The 22,274-nt window shown below is 55.0% G+C and carries 15 protein-coding genes, 1 tRNA gene and 1 pseudogene; 13 read left to right on the forward strand and 4 right to left on the reverse strand.

Annotation, left to right across the window (positions count from 1 at the left end; genetic code table 11):
* The first annotated feature begins 118 nt into the window (after positions 1-118).
* From OS189_RS15440 to OS189_RS18660, 3 genes and pseudogenes are all read left to right on the forward strand, one after another.
* On the forward strand, positions 119-937 hold the full coding sequence (locus OS189_RS15440; RefSeq protein WP_267168232.1) for a GIY-YIG nuclease family protein: 819 nt from the start codon (positions 119-121) through the stop codon (positions 935-937).
* A gap of 77 nt (positions 938-1,014) precedes the next feature.
* Positions 1,015-3,129: an AAA family ATPase gene (locus OS189_RS15445; RefSeq protein WP_267168233.1), complete on the forward strand. Its 2,115-nt coding sequence runs from the start codon at positions 1,015-1,017 to the stop codon at positions 3,127-3,129.
* A 769-nt stretch (positions 3,130-3,898) separates the two neighbouring features.
* Positions 3,899-4,936 (forward strand): annotated as a pseudogene (locus tag OS189_RS18660) (recombinase family protein); the annotation flags it as partial.
* Positions 4,937-5,295: 359 nt separating this feature from the next.
* Here the strand turns inward: OS189_RS18660 and OS189_RS18665 are convergent.
* The 4 genes from OS189_RS18665 to OS189_RS15465 form a co-directional block, all read right to left on the reverse strand.
* Positions 5,296-5,424 (reverse strand): hypothetical protein, encoded by a 129-nt coding sequence (locus OS189_RS18665; RefSeq protein ID WP_323380241.1) that lies wholly within the window; start codon positions 5,422-5,424, stop codon positions 5,296-5,298.
* Positions 5,425-5,549: 125 nt separating this feature from the next.
* Positions 5,550-5,626: transfer RNA gene (locus OS189_RS15455), tRNA-Met, on the reverse strand.
* A 1,163-nt stretch (positions 5,627-6,789) separates the two neighbouring features.
* Positions 6,790-7,638 carry an S-formylglutathione hydrolase gene (gene fghA, locus OS189_RS15460; RefSeq protein ID WP_267168234.1) on the reverse strand — a complete coding sequence of 283 codons (849 nt, stop codon included), beginning with the start codon at positions 7,636-7,638 and terminating at the stop codon, positions 6,790-6,792.
* A gap of 60 nt (positions 7,639-7,698) precedes the next feature.
* Positions 7,699-8,814 (reverse strand): S-(hydroxymethyl)glutathione dehydrogenase/class III alcohol dehydrogenase, encoded by a 1,116-nt coding sequence (locus OS189_RS15465; protein WP_267168342.1) that lies wholly within the window; start codon positions 8,812-8,814, stop codon positions 7,699-7,701.
* 137 nt (positions 8,815-8,951) lie between these two features.
* On the opposite strand from OS189_RS15465, the gene OS189_RS15470 reads away from it, so the two are divergent.
* The 10 genes from OS189_RS15470 to OS189_RS15515 all read left to right on the forward strand — a co-directional run bounded on the left by OS189_RS15470 (position 8,952) and on the right by OS189_RS15515 (position 22,272).
* Entirely contained in the window at positions 8,952-9,854 is a 903-nt protein-coding gene (locus tag OS189_RS15470) for a LysR family transcriptional regulator (protein WP_267168235.1), read from the forward strand.
* A 40-nt stretch (positions 9,855-9,894) separates the two neighbouring features.
* Positions 9,895-10,800, forward strand: coding sequence for a bestrophin family protein (locus tag OS189_RS15475; RefSeq protein WP_267168236.1), 906 nt, complete (start codon positions 9,895-9,897; stop codon positions 10,798-10,800).
* A 410-nt stretch (positions 10,801-11,210) separates the two neighbouring features.
* The gene (locus OS189_RS15480) at positions 11,211-12,461 is read left to right on the forward strand and encodes an acyl-CoA dehydrogenase family protein (protein WP_267168237.1); all 1,251 of its coding nucleotides are present in this window, start codon (positions 11,211-11,213) and stop codon (positions 12,459-12,461) included.
* 1,157 nt (positions 12,462-13,618) lie between these two features.
* Complete coding sequence (locus tag OS189_RS15485) at positions 13,619-15,820, forward strand: NosR/NirI family protein (RefSeq protein WP_267168238.1); 2,202 nt, start codon at positions 13,619-13,621, stop codon at positions 15,818-15,820.
* An 11-nt stretch (positions 15,821-15,831) separates the two neighbouring features.
* Positions 15,832-17,769 carry a TAT-dependent nitrous-oxide reductase gene (nosZ, locus tag OS189_RS15490; protein WP_267168239.1) on the forward strand — a complete coding sequence of 646 codons (1,938 nt, stop codon included), beginning with the start codon at positions 15,832-15,834 and terminating at the stop codon, positions 17,767-17,769.
* A 3-nt stretch (positions 17,770-17,772) separates the two neighbouring features.
* Positions 17,773-19,104, forward strand: a complete 1,332-nt coding sequence (locus OS189_RS15495) for a nitrous oxide reductase family maturation protein NosD (RefSeq protein WP_267168240.1) — start codon at positions 17,773-17,775, stop codon at positions 19,102-19,104.
* Positions 19,070-19,966, forward strand: coding sequence for an ABC transporter ATP-binding protein (locus OS189_RS15500; protein WP_267168241.1), 897 nt, complete (start codon positions 19,070-19,072; stop codon positions 19,964-19,966). Before OS189_RS15495 ends, OS189_RS15500 begins: the two co-directional genes overlap by 35 nt.
* The gene (locus OS189_RS15505; RefSeq protein WP_267168242.1) at positions 19,963-20,787 is read left to right on the forward strand and encodes an ABC transporter permease; all 825 of its coding nucleotides are present in this window, start codon (positions 19,963-19,965) and stop codon (positions 20,785-20,787) included. The genes OS189_RS15500 and OS189_RS15505 overlap by 4 nt, the downstream gene beginning before the upstream one ends.
* Positions 20,784-21,350, forward strand: coding sequence for a nitrous oxide reductase accessory protein NosL (locus OS189_RS15510; RefSeq protein ID WP_267168243.1), 567 nt, complete (start codon positions 20,784-20,786; stop codon positions 21,348-21,350). Before OS189_RS15505 ends, OS189_RS15510 begins: the two co-directional genes overlap by 4 nt.
* A gap of 4 nt (positions 21,351-21,354) precedes the next feature.
* Positions 21,355-22,272: an FAD:protein FMN transferase gene (locus OS189_RS15515; protein ID WP_267168244.1), complete on the forward strand. Its 918-nt coding sequence runs from the start codon at positions 21,355-21,357 to the stop codon at positions 22,270-22,272.
* Positions 22,273-22,274: the final 2 nt, after the last annotated feature.

Below are 22,274 nucleotides of genomic sequence, written 5' to 3' on the forward strand. Positions count from 1 at the left end.
TAACACACCAAATCATATGACAATCGCAGACTTCCCGTTTCCGATCCACACCGGTGCGATCAAGCCCAAATGGATCGAAGAGGCACAGAAAAAGGGGTTTAATATTGTCGCCCGCGTTGTGGACCGCCTTCATATTGCCTTGCAGTGCAAAGAGTGCGGTCACCTCAACAAAACTCGCCTTTACACGCTGATGAGCGCCAAGCCGCTTTGCGAAAATTGCATGGAACAGGCCTGGAAAGCGGACGCGACTGCCGCGGGGGGGACGTTCATCAAGCGCGATCCGGCGCACCGCCACTACGGCATCTACCGCATGGCTTGCGGGCATGAGATCAGTCGCCAGTTCGCGCTGATCAAAAGGGTCGCGGCAGGCGAAACCGGTCTACGTTGCGAGATCTGCCATGCTGCAGTCGAAGCTGCAGAGGCGCAGGTGATGGGCTGGGATCTGATAGGCTCTGACCCCCAAGGCAACCCAAACTATCGCCTCTATAAACATGCGGATTGCGGCCACACGCAACGTATTGCGCGCGCCAATATGCAAAGTGGGCGCTTTGGCTGTGGAGAATGCGGGGTCGATTGGCCTGCCGCGCCAAGCTTTATCTACGCGATGCATTTCACGCTCGAGAATGGCCGCGAGGTGGTCAAAGTAGGATTTTCGCGCATTCCATGGAACCGTCTGCACCATCAGCTGAGGGTGAACGCCGAGATGCCAAGCGCCGTTTTACAGACCGTTGCTGTGTCAACAGGGCAAATTGCAATGTCGCTGGAAAAACGCCTGCATAAGGCGTTGAAGCAGTCGCACCCTGACCACATTGTCGACCCTGCGTGCTATCGCGGCCAGATCCGGGTAATCTCGGAAGTCTACGATGGCTCCTTGACGCATGTGATCATTGCCCACCTTAACGATATCGAGGCGAGGATCACCCGTAGCGTCGCCTAACGCCCCACTAAAAGACACCTCAAACCCGGGCATTGAGCCTGGGGCCTTAACACCCACTCATTAGGGAGGGCGCAGCTATGCCCCAATCCAACTTCATCCAGCCCGTTTGGGCCGATTTCGCCTTTGCCACCATCGACACCTTACGCCGCCATCATGGCGTGCCTGCGCCTTACAGCGCGGACACCGTCCGTAAGATGGAGCCGCTGTCCGAACTTGATGAATTATTTGCCCGTTTTGACGATGGCAAAACGACCGAGATATTGGCGGAATGCTCCAGTCTGCCGTCGCGCTATGTCCCTGCGCGCCAGCTCCTGACCACGATCCGGATCTCCGCCACAATCGACGGGTCAGGCGCCTATGAGCAAAGCCGTCTCTGCGGCGCGTTGACGGTCATCAGCGATATCACCCCCAGTGATATGCGCAGCCTGAAGGACGTTCTGGCATTGGCCTTTCCGCATGAAGGTTGGCAAATTGTCTCGCCGGACATCGTAGATGGCAGTGTCACAAAGAACGCGCAGGACCGCTTTGACATCGCGATTGCCGAGCATCTTGACCGGATCGAACCGGTTTTGATCTTGCAGGCTAACGGGGTATCGCTGCCGCGCCATCTTGTGGCGACGGTCCCGCAGATTCTACCTTTTGCGGCAATATCGCGCGAAATTCTCATGACTTACATGTTGGCGGGGCATCTCTGCGATCAAATCCCTGATCCGGACGCGCTATATGCCGCCCTGCCGAATGACGCCGATCTCGCCCATCTCGACACACTTGATACCTGTGCGGCCTTACGGGCACCAACGCCCCTGTCAGCAGTGCGTCGTTTAGATGCAATGATCCGCAACGACGCCAGATCATCCGGCCCGCGCCTGAAAGACTTCGCAGGCGATAGTCCTGCCCTTGTCGCTGCACGCCGGATCGTCGATGACCTTTTACTGTGGCAGCAAGGCAAAGCAGGGTGGAACGAGATCAGCCGTTCAATGCTGCTTTGCGGCCCGTCGGGCACGGGCAAAACCTATCTTGCAAGGGCAATTGCCAACAGCGCAGAGATTGCGGCGGTTAACGCCAGCTTTGCGGATTGGCAGGCCAAAGGCCATCTGGGCGAGATGCTTGCGGCCATGAAGCACAGCTTTGCCGAAGCACGGCGGCTGGCCCCAAGTGTGCTGATTATCGACGAGATTGATGCCGTTGGATCGCGCTCAGACGGAGATCGCCACGCCTCCAATTATCGCATTCAGGTGATCAACGCATTTCTGGGCGAGATGGATTCCATCGCCCAAAAGGAAGGCGTGGTTGTGATTGGCACGTGCAATCACCCCGAACGGATGGACCCTGCTGTTATTCGCGCCGGTCGCATGGACGTCAAAATCCATGTGCCGCTGCCCGACGCAGAGGCCATCCTTGGCATCCTGCGCCACCATCTGCGCGAGGATATTGCGGACGCGGATTTGATGGCGCTGTCGCATCTCGCTGTCGGTCGGAGCGCGGCAGATATTGACGCTGCAATCCGCGCCGCGCGGTCAGATGCTCGGCACACGCGTAAGTTGTTGAATGTTGAAATGCTGCATAAAAATATGGGTATCGAGACCACCGGCGCGGACGAAAAAGTGCTGTGGCGGATTGCGGTCCATGAAGCGGGGCATGCAGTGTCGGGTGCCGCGCTGGGGCTCGGTATGATCCAAAGCATCTCCATCACAACAAACGGAGGCCAAATCCAGCGCAGCAATGTGCCGAATGAAAGCCTGCTGTCAGACATCGAAGCCGAGATTGTCTACTCCCTCGCAGGCCGTGCTGCCGAAAAGCTGGTTCTGGGCGAAGTCTCGGCCGGTGCGGGAGGACAAGACGTGTCTGACCTTGCATTGGCAACACGATGGGCCATCCGCCTTGAAACCACCTTCGGCCTCGGGTTTGAAGGGCTGGTCTGGCATGCCGAACCCGAGGCCGTGCATCTACAAACACCTGCGATCCGCGACCGCGTGCGCCAGCGACTGACCCGCGCAGAACAGCGGGCCGGTGTTTTGCTCGCACAGCACCGCGATATTCTGGAAGGCCTGGCCCGCGATCTGGTCAAACGCCGTTCCATGCGGGAGCGCGACATCCATCACTGGCTGCAAGACATTGCCAACAACACCGTTGAACCGGAGGCCAACACCGCACCCGCGCGCGAAAACCCCAACCAACCCATCTCGGGCTGATCAACAACTTCTATCCACATCGTCTTTGGGCGGTGTAGGTAAGGCCGCAAAGAGCTGTTCTGGAGAGGTGAAAGGATGCCTTTATGATCGCTGTAAATCTTGGCTTGAACATGAATACGCTTATTTACGACCCTCCGCAGTTATTCTTCAAAGCTCTTTTGGTGTTTCTCGTTTTTGAGTTTTTTTAGTTGTGTGTTTTTAAAGGCAGGAGGTTTTTTGGTTTTTTCAAGAAAGAGCAAGGTGATTCCTTTTTCGATTTTTTGAGGAAGGAAAAGTAACGGGTTTTGGGTTTTGGAAATTTAATGGCTATTTTTTTGCGTTTCCTACGCTTTTAAGTTTTTGACATACTTTTCCAACCCATTGTTTATCCACATAAAAAAGACTTTTGGCACCATTATCGACAACCCATGAGGACCCCAATGCCCTATATTGACGATCACACCCCCGGACCAAATCCGGTCACAAAACACATCAATTTGAACCGTCCGGCTCACCGCCGTAACGGGCAGGAGACCTCGGCCAATGGCACGGGACCGGAAAAGACATGCGCGCGACAGGGAGGTGCCAGCGGCGGTACCACCTGCGACCGCGATGCCTTCGAACGTGCGTATTGCCTCAGCCCGTGTAGCATCACAGTATCAAGCTCAGATTTTGGCTCTGGTCCGCGCACTGGCACGCGATGCGGCGCAGGTGGATCACGAGGCCGATTTGCTTGATAAAAATATGAACGACACGTCCAGGAAATAGTTCGGCATATTGGAGAAGAAGAATGACAACATCACCTGTTCGCGTTGCAATCTACGCCCGCTTTTCTTCGGACCTTCAGAACGCCGCATCTATTGATGACCAGATCCGGCTGTGCCGCACCCGTGCCGCGCGCGAAGACTGGGAGATCGTCGGCACATACGAGGACCACGCCACGTCGGGCGCCAGTATGATGCGCCCCGGTATCCAGCGGCTGCAGAGCGATGCGTCCGCCCGTCGGTTCGATATCGTATTGTCCGAAGCCCTTGATCGGTTGTCCCGCAATCAGGCGGACATCGCGCATCTTTATCAGACGCTTGCCTTTGCGGGTGTGGGGATCGAGACCGTTTCTGAGGGCACCGTCAACGAAATGCACATCGGTCTGAAGGGCACGATGAACGCCCTTTTCCTCAAAGACCTCGCGACCAAGACTCGTCGGGGACTCAGCGGGCGCATCCAGAAAGGCAAATCTGCTGGCGGCAAGGCCTACGGCTATGATGTCGTGCGCAGCCTTCGCGAAGATGGTGAGCTAAACAGAGGTGATCTGGCGATCAACCCGGATCAGGCCCCGATCGTGGTGCGGATCTTTCAGGCGTATCTCGATGGCATGTCTCCGAACAAGATCGCCGACATGCTCAACCGCGAAGGTATTTCGGGACCGCGCGGCCCGTCATGGGACAAATCTACAATCCACGGCAACCCGAAGCGCGGGACGGGTATCCTCAACAACGAGCTCTATATTGGCCGCCGCGTCTGGAACCGGCAGGGGTTCGTGAAGGACCCCCAGAATGGCAAACGGCAGGCCCGACCAAAATCCGAAGCTGAGCTGGAGACCAAGGATGTGCCGGAATTGCGCATCGTGCCGCAAGAACTCTGGGACGCGGTCAAAGCCCGACAACAAAGCCGCAAGATCAAGCACACACAGACCGAAGCCTGGGAGCGCCGCAAGCCCCGGTTCTTGTTCAGCGGGCTGATCAAATGCGGGTGCTGCGGTGGGGGCTTCTCCACCGTCTCCTTGGATCGCTTCGGCTGCAGTAACTCCCGCAACAAAGGCACGTCGGTTTGCACCAACCGGACCACGATCGCACGTCAGGACATGGAAGGGCAGATCCTGAATGCGCTCACCAATCACTTGATGGATCCCGCATTGGTGAAGGCCTTTGCCGAGGAATACATCGCAGAGCGCAACCGCCTTGCGGCGACCAAAACGGACGATACGGCGAATAAAAAGAAAGAACTGGCCAAGGTGATCAAGGATCAGGATGTGCTGGTCAACGCCATTCTGGCAGGAACGCCTGCGGACCGGATCAAGGACCGCATGGCCCAGCTAGAGGCGCGTCAGAAGCAGTTGGAGACAGAACTGTCCGCTGCGCCTCAGTCGAATGCGACCCTGCGCATCCACCCGAAGATGGCGGACACCTATCACACCCGCATCAAGGCCCTGATCGAGCGATTGGCCGAACCAGACAGCGATAGCGATGCAAAGGAGGAGATACGAAGCCTGATCGACAAGATCGTGGTCACGCCTGTGCCGACGGGTGGCAAGCGCATGACCCCACAATTGCAGGTACACGGCGCACTCGCGGGCATCCTGTCGCTCAGCCTTGCCATGAAGGAGATGCCTCAACAGCAAAAAACCTCCTGCGAACAGGAGGTTATGCAAAGTATAGTGTTTATGGTTGCGGGAGTAGGATTTGAACCTACGACCTTCAGGTTATGAGCCTGACGAGCTACCGGGCTGCTCCATCCCGCGTCAATAACGGTTCACTAATCTATATGTGCCCGAGCAACAAGAGCAATTTTGTAAAAATGTTCGTCTAGGTCGATGAGTTTTTCATAATGTTTTATGGTGTTCTGATTAATCTACTTCTGTGCCTAGTGAGTTGCTTTGTAAGGTTAAACAGGTATGCACCTTATTCGCGGGGCAGACGCCTTCGGGATTGCGTTGCCAAACGAGCTGATGAATGGGTCCGAAATTCCCTGAGATGTCTTTCGACTCGCGAAAGACTCAGGCCAGAGCGCATTTATTGACCGCGAGAGGAGGGGGCAAAGGGCAATAAATATACCGAACACACAGTCGGCATTGAACGTTTTAGGGAGCGGGGCTTGAGTTGCGCAATCCTTGAAAGGGGGGGGGCTGAGAAGGGGTTTTGCTCGAATAGGTTTGCTTCCGTCAAACTTTGATTGAAGGAGTTGTCTCCGATTTTTTTGGCGATGAGCCGTCACATCTTCAACTGAGATAGCTAGGCTCAAGGGCTGGGCTACTTGTTAGGTGCCTTCACGGAGGTCTCGACTTTTTTCTGCCGCTCGTTTCAAGGTTTCGGCCTGACCGTGCCCGTCGGCTTCCGTGGTTTATGGGCGTTGATGGCATCGGAATGGAGCAACCTTATCACGTTGAAGGATGGTGCGGTGTCTAGTGGGTTCCCGATGCTATCGGTTGTGGGGGCAGTTTCGACCCCGGTCAGCGGTTCGGGGTGAAAGGTATCAAAGCCGAGAAGGCCAATTGGGTCCGCTTTGATTGTTTGTCCGCCACTATTCTTGAGGGTAAGATGATATCTTCATTCCGCTTCATTTATGGGCAATCCTCCACGGTAGTTGCCCTGTTGGAATTGTAGTATTTCCGGCGCATTCGACGCGAAGTGCGAGGCCGTATTGAAAATTTGGATCCTGGTGAGCCATTCGCAGAAGATCAAATATCACATAACTATGAGAGGTGTCTTGTCGGAGGAGGTGCCACTACTAAAGACAGTCGGGTCTTCCTGCTGGGAAGCACTTTGTCTGAAATCAAGGCCGAATATGCATGAAAACTGCCGGACAAAACATGCGGAGCGAAAGTTATAGCGATCAGGGTCATCCGCTCATGTTTAAGCCGTCATTGCTGCACAACGTTCGACCCTGATCTTTCGGCCCAAATCACTATGAATTTAATGCGTTCAAGTGTTTCGCGTGAAAGCGCAGGTGATCGTCGATGAAACTGGCGATGAAGTAATAGCTGTGATCATACCCTTCACGAAAGTTCAGCTCCAAAGGGTAGCCGCTGGCCTTTGCTGCCGCTTCCAATGTTTCCGGCTTTAGCTGTTCAGCAAGGAAATTGTCTGCTTCTCCTTGGTCGACAAGCGCGGGAACGACGCCTGATGCTTTGCGCATCAGCAGGCTGGCGTCGTAATCTGCCCATGCGCCGCGTTCCTCGCCAAGATAAGCGGTAAAGGCTTTCTGACCCCAAGGGCAATCAACCGGATTGCCGATCGGGCTGAACGCGGACACGGATTTGAAACGGTCCGGATGACGCAATGCCATTACCAATGCGCCGTGACCGCCCATAGAATGTCCGAAAATTGAACGTTGGTCGGTGATAGGGAAAGTCGCCTCAACCAGTTGTGGCAGTTCGTTCATCACGTAATCATACATATGATAGTGACGGTTCCACGGGGCCTGCGTTGCGTTGACATAAAACCCGGCCCCCTTTCCGAGATCATAAGCTGGATCGTCGGCAACATCGTCGCCGCGCGGGCTGGTGTCCGGTGCGACAATTGCAATACCCAGTTCCGCAGCCATGCGCTGGGCGCCGGATTTCTGGATGAAGTTTTCGTCGGTGCAGGTTAATCCGGACAGGAAATAGACCACAGGCACCTTTTGTCCGTTTGCCGTTTGTGGCGGCAGGTAGATGGCGAACCGCATATCGCAGTTAAGCACTTCTGAATGGTGGGAATAATGCTTTGTCCAGCCACCATAACTTTTGTTAACGCTCGTGTTTTCAAGTGACATGCTGCACCTCATACTTGGGAGTTGGGGTCGCGCCACATAGAGCGCGACCGAAAGACCAATTTACTTGTCGAAGTGGATGACTGTACGAATGCTTTTGCCTTCGTGCATCAGCTTGAACGCTTCGTTGATATCTTCAAGAGCCATGGTGTGGGTGATGAAATCATTCAGCGCAAATTCACCTTTCAGGTAGCGTTCGACATATTCCGGCAGTTCCGACCGACCTTTAACGCCACCGAAAGCCGACCCGCGCCAGACGCGGCCAGTAACCAGCTGGAATGGACGGGTGGAGATTTCCTGACCCGCTCCGGCAACACCGATCACGACGGACTCGCCCCAACCTTTGTGGCAGCACTCCAATGCAGACCTCATGACATTGACGTTGCCAATACATTCGAATGAATAGTCAACGCCGCCGTCTGTCATCTCGATGATCACATCTTGGATCGGCTTGTCATGGTCTTTGGGGTTAATAAAATCGGTTGCGCCCAATTTGCGGGCAAGGTCGAATTTGCTTTCGTTGATGTCGATCACAATGATCCGGCTGGCCTTGGCCATCGTCGCGCCGATGACTGCCGACAAGCCGATGCCACCCATGCCAAAGATCGCAACTGTCGCGCCTTCTTCAACTTTGGCGGTATTCATCACAGCGCCCATGCCGGTGGTGACACCGCACCCTAGTAAGCAGACTTCTTCAAGCGGTGCCTCGGGGTTTACTTTTGCCAATGAAATTTCCGGCAGCACTGTGTACTCCGAGAACGTCGAGCAGCCCATGTAGTGAAGGATCGGCTTTCCGTCTTTAAAGAAGCGGCTGGTGCCATCGGGCATCAGGCCGCGGCCTTGGGTTTCGCGGATTTTCTGGCACAAGTTGGTTTTGCCGGATTTACAGAATTTGCATTCCCCACATTCAGGTGTGTAAAGGGGAATCACGTGATCGCCTACAGCTACGCTAGTCACGCCTTCGCCGATGGATTCCACGATGCCGCCGCCTTCGTGGCCCAATATGACGGGGAACAGCCCCTCAGGGTCATCGCCGGATAGCGTGAAAGCGTCGGTGTGGCATACTCCTGATGCGATGATGCGCACGCGCACTTCGCCTTTTTGTGGTGGCATCACATCGATTTCTTCAATCGAAAGCGGTTGATTTACCGCCCAGGCTACAGCGGCTTTGGATTTAATCATTTCGGTCATGGGGTCTCGCTCTGTTAGTGAATGTTGAGATGCCGCCTGAACAGCGACTGTACAAATGTGTCTATACTATTTCCCTGCTGTCATAATCTTATATTATTGCAAATAACTATTGCAGATGCGTAATAATGATGGATGGCTTTTGTGGTAAGGGGGCGTCGATGTTCAGTTGGGAAGGTGTTTCCGAATTTGTTGCGGTTGCAGAAGCCGAAAGTTTTACGGGCGCAGCCAACAAATTGAGAATATCCACAGCACAAGTCAGCCGCCAGATCGGGGCGTTGGAAGCGCGGTTGGAAGTGAAGCTGTTCTATCGCACGACACGCAAGGTTACGATCACAGAAACCGGCCAAATTTACTACAATCACTGTCGACAGGTGCTTGACGGGTTGGCCGAGGCAGAGCGAGCCATTTCGGACTTGCACCAGACACCCAAGGGAAGGTTAAACCTGACCGCTCCGGTGACATATGGCGAAAACCGGATCGCCCCCTTGGTAAATGACTTCGTTGCCTGCTATCCTGATCTGGAGGTCAATTTGAAGCTGACCAACCAGGTGGTTGATTTGGTCGCAGAAAGTTATGATCTCGCGATCCGTCTTGGCGAACTTGAAGACAGCACGATGATGGCCAAACGGCTCGCGTCTCGCACCCATTACGTCTGCGCTTCACACGATTATTTGGCTGCCCATGGCGCACCACATACATTATCCGAACTTGAACAGCATAACTGCTTGCAAGGCACGCTGGGCTACTGGAGGTTTCAGGAAGAAGGTAAGCCGCGTCATATTCGGGTAAAGGGAAATATGCGTTGTAACAGCGGCAGATCACTGGTTGATGCTGCCCGAAAAAGTATAGGGATCATTCAGCTGCCGGATTATTATGTCCAGACAGAGCTTCAAGCGGGTCGATTGGTGGCTGTGCTGGACTCTTATCGCGCAAGGGATGACGGCATCTGGGCGATATATCCGCAGAACCGTCACCTTTCGCCGAAGGTGCGTTTGTTGCTGGATCATTTATCTCAGGGACTGGCCTAACCTTGCACGCTATTAAATTGCTCTCGAATAGGATTACCAAATGATCGTCAGGGACCATCCGACTTCATTGCAACTGTTCTTTGTCATGCAGGGATCAGTCGTGCCAAAAATCATGAGCCGGATCATCGGCGTTGCGCTTTTGTCTGTGCTTGTCCTGTTGATTGATCAACACGTCATCACGCTGCCGCATATTTCCATCGGAGCCATGGGTATTTTCGGCGTCGCACTCTCGCTGTTTCTCGGATTTCGCAACAATGCAGCCTATGATCGCTGGTGGGAAGCCCGCAAGCTATGGGGAGCGATGATCGCCGATGTGCGAAATTTAGGCCGGCATACGTCTATTTTTATAGGCACTGGGCCGGACCGTTCCAATATTCTGTCATGTGCCGCTGCCTTTGCGCATCTTCATCGCGGATTTTTGCGGGGCGTGGATGTGAAACCTGAAATCATTGGATGGGTTGGTGAAGATAAGGCCGATGCGTTGATCGCGCAAAAGAATCCCGCAGATGCAGCGTTACGGTCGATAGCCGACAAGATCGGACAGCTGATCAAGGAAGACGCAATAAGCGGGTTTGGCCAGATGACCATCTCGCAAACCCTTTCAAAACTGGCTTTGGCGCAAGCAGGCTGCGAACGCATCGTCACGACACCGCTGCCATTTGTGTATTCCTTATTGGTCCGTCGAACGACATACCTTTACTGCTGGTTGCTACCTTTTGCATTAATCGAAACCACGGGCTGGTTCGCTCCGGTATTTGCGGCAGTTGTCGCCTATGTTTTCTTTGGCCTGCAAGCTGTAACCAACGAATTGGAATCACCTTTCCGCAATGTACAAAACGGTCTGCCTCTTGATGCGATGTGCCGCACGATTGAAATTTCGATAGCAGAAGCACTTGACCAGACCCCACCAGATGCCTCGTCCCCTGTAAACCATGTGTTGAGCTGATGGCCTAACCCTCAGCCGCAACTTAGATAACGCGCTCTTGGTAGAAATGACTGACGTGCTGGACAGCCGTTGCCTAGATCCGGCAAGGACCTAGAGCTGGAGTTTGTCCGATATCCCCGCGCGCGCTGCCTGTGTCGGTTAGTTACGGATTGATCGACCTCACGATCCCCTGTCTCGAAGACGTGTTTCTTTTTTCTGACGAGCAACCTGTTCCGAGTTTGATCTTGCGCAATGTCCAGCGTGAAAGCGCGACCTAAGCTGCGAACATTATGGGCCGATCCGGCACAGGTAAATGCTGATGCGGGGCCGCTATCCCGACGTGGGGCGACCCTTGGAGAGCTGGATACAGCTTTTGTACGGTGTCTTCATTCAACCGGAGGTGCGCTAGCGTTAGAACAGGAGCAGTTGAGATGGAATTTTCACATTCGCCCCGAAGCAGGGAATATCTGCGGTTGGTTTCGGATTTCATGGATAACCACATCGCGCCACGTAACGCATCGTGGCACGCTGAAGTTGCCGCAGGGAATTATCCGGTTTCATTTATGGCTGATTTGAAAGCCTTGGCAAAATCCGAAGGGCTCTGGAACCTGTTCTTGCCGTCCTTGAAGCATGATGAACCGGGGCAGGGGCTCAGCACACTTGATTACGCACCGATTGCAGAAGTTATGGGCTGGATCCCATGGGCATCAGAAGTATTTAATTGCAGTGCGCCGGACACGGGCAATATGGAACTGCTGCATCTGTTTGCCACGGTCAAGCAGCGTGAAAACTGGTTGATGCCGTTGCTGGAAGGCGAGATCAGGTCCGCTTTTGCCATGTCGGAGCCAGATGTTCCGTCGTCCGATGCGACAAACATCCAGACCTCGATCAAAAAAGATGGTAACGGCTACACTGTAAGCGGGCGCAAATGGTTTATCACAAATGCGGCGCACCCTGATTGCAAATTATTGATCGTCATGGGCAAGACCGATTTTGGCGCTCCGCGCCATTTGCAACAGAGTATGGTTTTGGTGCCCATCGACACCCCCGGCGTAGAGATCAAGCGCAATATTCCCGTGCTTAACCACCATACACCCGAAGGCCATTGTGAAATCCTGTTCAGTAACGTGAAAGTGCCTGCCGATAATCTGCTGGGTGGCGAGGGTGAGGGCTTTCAAATGGCGCAGGCGCGTCTGGGGCCTGGGCGAATTCATCACTGTATGCGCTCGATTGGGCAGGCTGAACTGGCGCTCGCGCTGATGTGTGACCGCGCCAAAGAGCGTAAAACCTTCGGGAGCTATCTAAGTGATCGTGCGAATGTCGCTGACTGGGTCGCTCACTCCCGATTAGAGATCGAGCAAGCGCGGTTGCTGGTGCTGAAAGCGGCATGGATGATTGACACAGTCGGAGTAGAGAGCGCACGGGCTGAAATTTCGATGATAAAGGCGCTTGTACCGTCCATGCTCTGCCGTGTGACGGACCGCGCCATGCAGACCTTTGGAGCAATGGGGATGAGCCCTGATACCCCGTTGGCCGAGATATATACATTCGCGCGGGCTTTGCGGTTTGCGGATGGCCCTGACGAAGTGCATTTGCGATCAATCGCCAAGGGAGAATTCAAGGCAAGTTCCGAACGGTTCGGCGCGTCGGCCAAATACATGACGCCTCCTATGAGCAGTTAAACGGACGGGCATCCGCCTTGCCTTTTGTGGATGTCTAAATCCGGTCGGGCAGCCTCAAACAAGTCCGGACTAAAGAAGGTATTAACGCCCATAGGTTTTATCTGGGATACTCAAAGGCCGAATTTCCCGTTATCGAAAACAGCGGCTCTGATCGGCTGAGGCACGGCGACAGTCGACTGGCACGTATTGTCGGGATCGCGGAAGATTAACTTTTCCACTTGGCCTCGATTTCCATCAGGCGCTTCGATTGCGTGGTCAGCATCTTCTATGCAAAACCGCCCCCCCCCCCAAGCATTGATGCTGCCGCCTCTGTCCCAAGGGCTTTTTAGCCAGTCCACCGGCACCGCCTAAAACTACACGTAATTGTTAGAAGGTTGATCTGGCGCAAAGTTCGATCGTTCAAAGTCAGCCATTGATGTTTCTGAAATTGATTCATTTCAAAGGAAATCTGGTGTCTCTCGCGTTGCTTCACTCTGTTCCAGTTCTACCCACCTTCGGGCGCGGTGTTGACGACGGCGCGAATCCCTTCCCGGATGTGAAAATTCTGAAAAATGCCATGGCCTGGTTTAGGGTAAGTCTCAGCGTTATTTTTCAGACCCACCCGACCGGACAGGGACAGTCTCCACGTCGAGTTATCGATTTTTCGGAAGCTAGACTGCGTCGCCCAAATTCAAGATTACTCGAAATAGTGCTTTTGCCATGAAAGCTGTCTCCACTTCTCTCTTTGGCGTTCTGCTGACCGTGTGCCTTGCGTTGTACGGCCCATTTAGCATTGCGCAGACTGCTGGCGCGGTGGTTTTCTCAATGGAGATTTGTGCAGACGGTGTTGCGAAAACAGTTCTGTTTGATGCGGATGGGAATCCGGTTGAACCTGGTGCAAGCTGTCCTGACTGTATGACCTGTTGTCACGCTGTCGCGACCCTAATTCCGCAAAACTGCGGAGCTAGTCCGTCTATTGTCATAGTCACACTAGCAACAGAGCCTCGTTCCGCACAAAATCCCATCCTCACTAAACGACATGTTCTACCCGAGCCGCGTGGCCCTCCAGTCGTGCAAATTTCTAAGTTAGCCAACTCCGCCATGGTCTTGGCAGCCCACATTGGGTTGGGCAAATATGCGCACAGCGACGGGCAACTTCTGTTTAAGGACGCCTTCGCATGAAAACACTACACACCCCACTTAAATTTCTGGCAATGTTTGCGACGTTGCTCTTTATCGCGCTTCCTGTTGCTGCTGATACGATTTTGTCCAAGCTTCTGCCCGATATCAGCGCAGCAGAGTTGGTCGAGGGGGCAGATGCCTTTGGCGCAACCCATCCAGACATTCCCGTAGTCCAGGTTCTTAAAGGTGGAGAGCGGATCGGCTGGGCCTACATTACCTCGGATTTTGTTTCTACCACGGGATATTCGGGCAAGCCCATTCATACGATGGTCGCTATTGATGATGCGGCGCAGGTGATCGGCGTGGAGCTGGTCAAGCACTACGAGCCAATCGTGCTGATCGGTATTCCGGATTCGAAAGTAAAAGCACTCGTCGCCAATTATCGGGGTCTAGACCTTGTGGCAGAGGCAGAATCCGGCGGGACCGCACACCAGCTTGATATTATCTCCGGTGCGACGGTCACGATCATGGTCATCGACGACTCTATTGTGCGTGCTGGTCTGAAAGTTGCGCGGCAGCTTGGACTGGGTGGACTGGCCGTTGAAGACAAAAACACCGGCCCGCAATTCGAGATAAATCCAGATGCCGACGCGTCGAGCGACTGGATGACGCTTGAGGGTGATGGCACATTGCGCCGCCTGTCACTGGATGTGGGTCAGGTAAACGCCGCATTTGCCGCAATGGAAGACAAACGCGCAGGCGAACGCGCGCTCACCGAAGCGCCTGAGACAACCTTTATCGAGATGCAAGCCGCACTCATTTCGCACCCCGCCATCGGGCGCGCCATATTGGGCGAAGCAGTGGCTGAGAACATTGAGGCATGGCTGGAAGAAGGGGATCACGCGGTCGCGATTGTGGGGCGTGGTCTCTATTCTTTCAAGGGATCCGGCTATGTACGGGGAGGAATCTTTGACCGGATATTCCTGATTCAGGATGACGTGTCTGTCCGGTTCCGCGACAGGATGCACAAGCGGATCAATACCATCGCCGCAGAAGGTGCGCCGGTGTTTGCCGAGGCTGATCTGTTCAAAATTCCCGCCGACAGCGGCTTTGACCCGACAAAACCGTTCCGCATCCAGCTGTTGGTGCAGCGCGAAGTGGGCGCGATCGAAAAGGTCTTTACGACATTCGATCTAGGTTACCAATTGCCGTCACAGTATGTCCGCTCCATCGCTCCGCCCCCTGCAGCAAAGGTTCCAGCCAGTGTCGCAGCTGTAACATCGCAAACCGAGCTTGATGCGCAACAAGCCCTATGGAAACGCATCTGGGCGGGAAAACAGGTCGAGATTGCTGTGCTAGGCGTCATGCTAACCCTGCTTACAGGCGTGTTCTTCTTTCAAAATCTGGCCGTGCGGAACGAGCGGAGGTTTTACTGGTTCCGCATCGGTTTTCTAACGGTTACGCTGGTTTACCTCGGCTGGATCGCCAACGCACAACTGTCTGTGGTCAATCTGATGGCGCTGTTCGGCTCGCTGGTGTCGGGCTTTAGCTGGCAGGCTTTCCTGCTGGACCCGCTTACATTTATTCTATGGTTCTCGGTGGCGGCTGCACTGCTGTTCTGGGGGCGCGGTGCCTATTGCGGCTGGTTGTGCCCCTTCGGCGCACTTCAGGAATTGCTCAATCAGGTGGCACGCAAATTGCGCATCCCGCAGTGGACCTTGCCGTGGGGGCTGCACGAGCGTTTGTGGCCCCTGAAATATATGATTTTCCTCGGCCTGTTTGGTGTTTCGTTGGTGAGTATCGAGCAGGCAGAGCGGCTTGCCGAGGTCGAGCCATTCAAAACGGCCATCATTCTGAATTTTGTGCGCGCATGGCCCTTTGTCGCCTATGCTGCTGCGCTCCTGATCGCTGGTCTTTTTGTCGAACGGTTCTTCTGTCGTTATCTGTGTCCGTTAGGCGCCGCGCTTGCGATCCCCGCACGGCTGCGAATGTTTGATTGGCTCAAACGCTATAAAGAGTGCGGAAATCCGTGCCAGACCTGTGCAAATCAATGCCCTGTACAGGCCATCCATCCCACCGGTGAGATCAACCCGAACGAATGCATCAATTGTCTGCATTGTCAGGTCCTCTACCAGTCCGAGACAACCTGTCCCGTTGTGATCAAAAAACTCAAGCGTCGTGAAAAAGTTGGCACAGCGCCCGACCTCACACGCGCCGGAATGGGACATCCAAACCAACTAAAAATACCTACAACATGAAAGGATACGACATGTCTAAGGATAAAAAACTGCCGATTTCGCGTAGAAGCCTGCTGGGGGCGACTGCAGGCGGCGCGGCCCTTGCCGGAACATGGGGAGGCCGTGCCATGCTGGGTGGTGCCACCGTGGGGGCGGCGACAGTTGCCACCGCTACCAGCGCTCGTGCGGCGGCAGGCGCCGAGGTTGGCCCCGGACAGCTTGATGAGTTTTATGGCTTTTGGTCTTCGGGCCAATGTGGCGAAATGCGTATCTTAGGCATCCCCTCGATGCGCGAATTGATGCGTGTACCTGTGTTTAATACCTGTTCCGCTACCGGTTGGGGCATCACAAACGAATCCAAGAAGATCCTGACCGAAGGTCTGCTGCCCAAAACTAAGGAATACCTTAAAGCGAACGGTCTGGAATTCCCACCGAACGGCGACTTGCACCACCCCCATATGTCCTTCACCGAAGGCACGTACGATGGTCGCTTTCTGTTTATGAATGATAAGGCAAACACCCGTGTGGCACGTGTACGTTGCGACGTGATGAAATGCGACAAAATCATCGAGATCCCGAACGCCAAGGCAATCCACGGTCTGCGTCCGCAAAAATGGCCCCGCACGGACTATGTCTTCTGTAACGGCGAAGACGAGGTGCCGATGGTCAACGATGGCTCTATTCTGGATGAGCCCGAAAAGTACGTAAACTTCTATACAGCAGTAAACGCTGACGAAATGACAGTCGCATGGCAGGTCATGGTGACAGGCAACCTTGATAACACCGACTGTGACTATGACGGAAAATACGCATTCTCGACCTCCTACAACTCGGAAATGGGCATGACACTGCCCGACATGACCGAGGCAGACATGGATCACGTTGTGGTCTTCAACATCAAAGAGATCGAAAAAGGCATCGAGACCGGCGACTACATAGAGCTGAATGGCGTTAAGGTGATCGACGGACGAAAGGGGCAGAACAAGAAATATACCCGCTATATCCCGATCCCGAACAACCCGCACGGTTGCAACATGGCACCGGACAAAATCCACCTGTGCATTGCAGGCAAACTGTCACCCACCGTATCTGTGATCGACGTGCGCAAGCTGGATGCGGTATTTGACGAGGACGCCGACCCTCGCAGCGTTGTGGTGGCAGAACCTGAATTGGGACTTGGGCCGCTTCACACCTGCTTTGACGGCAAAGGTGATGCATACACCACGCTGTTCCTCGACAGCCAGGTGGTCAAATGGAACATCGAGGATGCGATCAAGCTTTACAACGGCGAGGACGTAAACCCGATCCGCACCAAGCAAGACGTGCATTACCAGCCGGGCCATAACTCCACCGTTATGGGCGAGACACTTGACGCTAGCGGCAAATATTACCTGACCATGAACAAGTTCTCCAAGGACCGGTTCCTTAATGTCGGCCCTCTTAAGCCCGAAAACGAGCAATTGTTTGCAATTGACGGGGACAAGATGACGCTGATCCATGACGGTCCGACCTTTGCCGAGCCGCATGATTCTATCATCGTCGATCCGTCCAAACTGAACATCAAATCGGTCTGGGAGCGTGATGACCCGATGTGGGCTGACGTTCGCGCGCAGGCCGAAATCGACGGTGTCGATCTGGATGATTGGCAAGAGACAATCATCCGCGATGGTAAAAAAGTGCGGGTCTATATGTCCAGCAATGCGCCGAACTTCTCGATGGAATCCTTTGCAGTGCAGCAGGATGACGAGGTGACTGTCATTGTAACCAACCTCGATGACATCGATGACCTGACCCACGGCTTCACCATGGGCAACCACGGTGCAGCGATGGAACTCGGACCGCAGGCGACAGCTTCGATCACTTTTGTCGCGGCGCAACCCGGTGTGTACTGGTATTATTGCCAGTGGTTCTGCCACGCACTGCACATGGAAATGCGCGGCCGGATGTTTGTTGAACCAAAGGCGAGCTAAGTCATGATGCGTACCCTGACCCTGTTGCTGTTTGTGCTGACTGCGCTGCCCCTTTGGGCGGAAGAGCGGCTTGTACCATCGGGTCAGGGTACGCTTGCAACCGCCATCGCCGGGGCCAACCCTGGCGATGTGCTTATTCTCCAACCGGGCCTGCACCTTGGTCCGGTCGTAATCGATCGCCCGCTGACGCTAACGGGTGGCCATGACGCAATAATCGATGGCACGGGTCAGGGTACGGTCGTAAGTATCAATGCCTCTGATGTGATCATTCGCAACGTTACCGTGACCGGATCGGGCCTCAACAGTGAAGAGACAGACGCGGGCATCAAGGTCCTCAAAAAGGCCGATCGCGCCATCATCGAAAACAACCGTGTGCTGGGTAATCTGCATGGCATTGATGTGCACGGCGGACATGATGCGCAGGTGCGGAGCAATACAATCGAGGGCACGCAACAGCGGCGCATGAACGACCGTGGAAACGGGATTTATATCTGGAATTCACCGGGAACGGTAGTCGAGGGAAATTCCGTCCGTTGGGGCCGTGACGGGATATTCTCCAACACCTCGCGCAAAGGGATTTACAGAAATAACCTGTTCCGCGATTTGCGGTTTGCGGTCCATTATATGTACACTAACGATTCCGAAGTATCGGGCAATGTGTCGATCGGCAACCACCTCGGTTATGCCATCATGTTTTCGAACAAGGTAATCATCAAGGACAATCTGAGCCTGTCGGACCGCAGTCATGGTGTCATGCTGAATTTCGCCAACAACGCGGATGTATCGGGAAATCTGGTGCGCGGCGGGGCGGACAGGTGTACCTTTATCTACAACGCACATAAAAACCTGATCTATGGAAACCGTTTCGAGGGGTGCAATATCGGCATCCATTTCACCGCCGGTTCGGAACGCAATGTGCTGACCGGAAACGCGTTTTTGGGTAACCGCACGCAGGTAAAATATGTGGGCACCCGTGATATCGAATGGAGCTTTGAAGGCAGGGGCAATTACTGGTCCGATCACGCCAGCTTTGATCTGGGTGGTGACGGGATTGCCGACAGTGCATTCCGGCCCAATGATCTGATGGATCACATCCTCTGGTCACAGCCTGCGGCATCATTGCTGACCGGCGCCCCTGTGGTGCAACTTATCCGCTGGGCGCAATCAAGCTTTCCCGCGACGCTGCCCGGTGGTGTTATTGATTCAAACCCGCTTATGACAGCACCGACCATTGAAATACCCTTAAAATATCTCGCCATGGAGGCCGAAGCGGCCGAGCGGTGGAGTGAAAGCGAACCCGATGACTTCGACATTAACGATCTCTCATCTCACTAAGGCCTTTGGCGGGGTGAAGGCCCTGTCGGATGTGTCACTGGATGTGGCCGCAGGTGAGCGGGTCGCATTGCTGGGCCATAATGGCGCTGGAAAATCGACCCTGATGAAAGTGATTTTGGGCTTGATTGCAGCGGACAGTGGCGAAATTTCTGTCTGTGGCAGCGCACCGGGAGACGCCGCTGCGCGCGCCAGGGTCGCCTATTTGCCCGAAAATGCGACCTTCCATTCCGCGCTGACAGGATTGGAGCAAATCACCTATTACCTTCGGTTACGCGGCGAGGATACATCGGGGGCGATGACGCTGCTCGACAAGGTCGGGCTGGGCCATGCAGCCAATCGCAGAATCGGCACGTATTCAAAAGGCATGCGGCAACGTGTTGGACTGGCGCAGACGCTGATCGGGCGTCCTGACCTGCTGATACTGGACGAGCCGACAAGCGGTCTTGATCCCGTCTCGCGCCGCGACTTTTACCAACTTCTGGACGGGCTTGCGGCGGAGGGCGCTGCGATCCTGCTGTCCAGCCATGCCTTGACTGAAGTAGAGGCGCGCACCGACCGTCTGCTAATTCTGTCGGGCGGCAAAATGGTCGCGACCGGATCCTTGACAGATTTGCGGCGCGAAGCGGCATTGCCTGTGGCAATGCATATCACTGCCATCAACGGCTATGATGCCGATGTCTTGTCGGTCTTGCCGGATGCTATCCGAGTGGGCAGCGCCCTGCACCTGACCTGCACCCAAGAAGAAAAGCTTGGTACCCTCGCTCTGGTTGCAGGCCTCAAGGAAAAGGTGGCGGACATCGACGTCATCCCGCCCAGCCTTGAAGACATTTATAGTCATTTCAGCCGGAGGGACGGCCAATGATTGCGCGTATATTTGCCACTGCCATCACCGAAGCGCACATTGCGCGACGCAACCGCTGGGTGCTGATCGCAGTGGGGTTGATGGTGGTCTTCTCGCTGGTGCTTTCGGCTGTCGGCTCCGCCCCCAGTGGCGGGCTTGGGGCGGACAGACTCTCTGTCACGGTTGCGTCGCTGACCTCGCTTTCGGTCTATCTGGTGCCTTTGGTCGCGTTGCTCATGTCCTTCGACGCTGTTGCGGGGGAGGTTGAGCGGGGCACGCTTCCTCTGCTGCTTACCTATCCGGTGGCGCGTTGGGAAATTCTGGCGGGTAAGCTGGTGGCGCATACTGGTATTCTGCTTGTCGCTCTGGTGGCTGGTTACGGCGCGGCAGCCCTTATCGCCGTTGCTGGCGATCCCGCCGCAGCTGCCGGTTTCGCAGCCTTGTGGCGGCTGACATGGGCATCAACCCTTTTGGGCGCAACGTTCCTTGGGATCGGTTATGCCCTGTCGTCTCTGGCGCGCCGCGCGTCCGGTGCTGCGGGTCTGGCGATCGGGCTTTGGCTGGGGCTGGTGGTGCTTTATGATCTCGCACTGTTGGCAGCGGTTGTGGCCGATGATGGTGGTATCTTCACCACCCGGTTTTTTCCCGCAGCCTTGCTTGCAAACCCTGCCGACGCTTTTCGTCTGTTCAACCTGACCGCCTCGCAGGCCACTGCGGCGGCCTCCGGTATCGGCGCTGCTGGTGCTACGATTGCGCTGTGGAAATCGCTGGTGTCGGTTCTGGTCTGGCCTCTGATTGCCCTCGGTTTCGCAACGCTGACCTTTCGAAAGGTCGAGCCATGATCCGTTTGCTGTGCATCTTGGCCCTTGTTTCTCTGGTCGCCTGCAAAGAGGAGGCGGCGCAAGATACGTCCCCCCTTCCGCTGACGGTCGAGGCGGTCGGGCATTTCTGCCAAATGAACCTGTTCGAGCATGAAGGACCGAAAGGACAGGCCCATTTGAACGGTCTGCCACAGATGCCGCTGTTTTTTAGCCAAGTGCGCGATGTGGTTGCATACCTGCGCCTACCTGAGCAGACCCACGAAGTGCTGGCTGTGTGGGTAAACGATATGGGAGCACCGGAGGCTAATTGGTCTGCTCCCGGAACCACCAACTGGATTGATGCCGAAGAGGCGCACTACGTGGTGGGCAGTCGTCTGATTGGCGGGATGGGCGCGCCGGAACTTGTTCCCTTTTCGGATGCTGCCAAAGCGCGGGCATTTGCTACGGAAAATGGCGGCAAGGTCATGCGATTGACGCAGATACCCGATGAAGCCGTGCTGGCTCCCGTCACGCTTGAAGGTGAGAGCGACGATGCCGATTTCGAACAACGCCTGCGCGCTCTTTCGCGCAAATCAGGAGATTAGAACCATGACAACCCGCCGTCGTTTCCTCGCCATCAGCGCTGCTGCCGCAACTTTTCCAAGCGTTGGTAGCACCGCATCCGTTTATACTTGGCAGGGTGTCGCCCTTGGGGCACGCGCAACTTTGCGGCTTGAGCATACGGACGCGAAGGCCATCAGCGAGCGGGTGGCATCAGAAATTTCGCGGCTCGAAGATATCTTCAGTCTATACCGCCCTGATAGCAGTTTGATGCAACTGAACCAGACGGGCAGGCTCGATGCTCCGCCTTTCGAATTGCTCGAATGTCTTACTCTTGCCGGTGCTGTACACAAGGCAAGCGAGGGACAGTTCGATGTGACTATTCAACCTTTGTGGGCTTGCTATGCCGATGCTTCTGTGTTGGGACAAACGCCTGAACGCAACGCTCTGAGCGCGGCTCTCTCGCGAACAGGTTGGGCGCATGTTCGTTTCCACGCCTCTTCCGTTCAATTGAAACCGGACATGGCACTCACGCTTAACGGTATTGCGCAGGGGTATATCGCAGACCGTGTGGCCGTCATGCTGGAGGCTGAAGGGCTCACTAACGTTCTTGTCGACACAGGTGAGTATCGCGCTTTGGGCAGTCACCCAAACGGGCGGGCTTGGCCTGTCAAATTAGCTGCGGGGGGGGAGGTTCCGCTCGCATCCCGCGCGCTTGCCACCTCTGCTCCTTTGGGAACGACGTTTGATACAGATGCGCAGGTCGGGCATATACTTGATCCCCGCACGGGCCTTCCTGCACCCGCTTTGTGGAAGGAAATTTCAATCTCTGCGGGTTCTGCCGCTCTTGCGGATGCGCTTTCTACTGCGGCCTGCCTGTGCGAGAGCGAAATGGCGATGGAACAGCTCGTCGAGAAATTTGCAGGTACACGTATCGAGGCGGCTGTGCCATTCCGCCGTCTTTAGAA

This window comes from Sulfitobacter sp. F26169L (assembly GCF_026410285.1).
Lineage (GTDB): Bacteria > Pseudomonadota > Alphaproteobacteria > Rhodobacterales > Rhodobacteraceae > Sulfitobacter.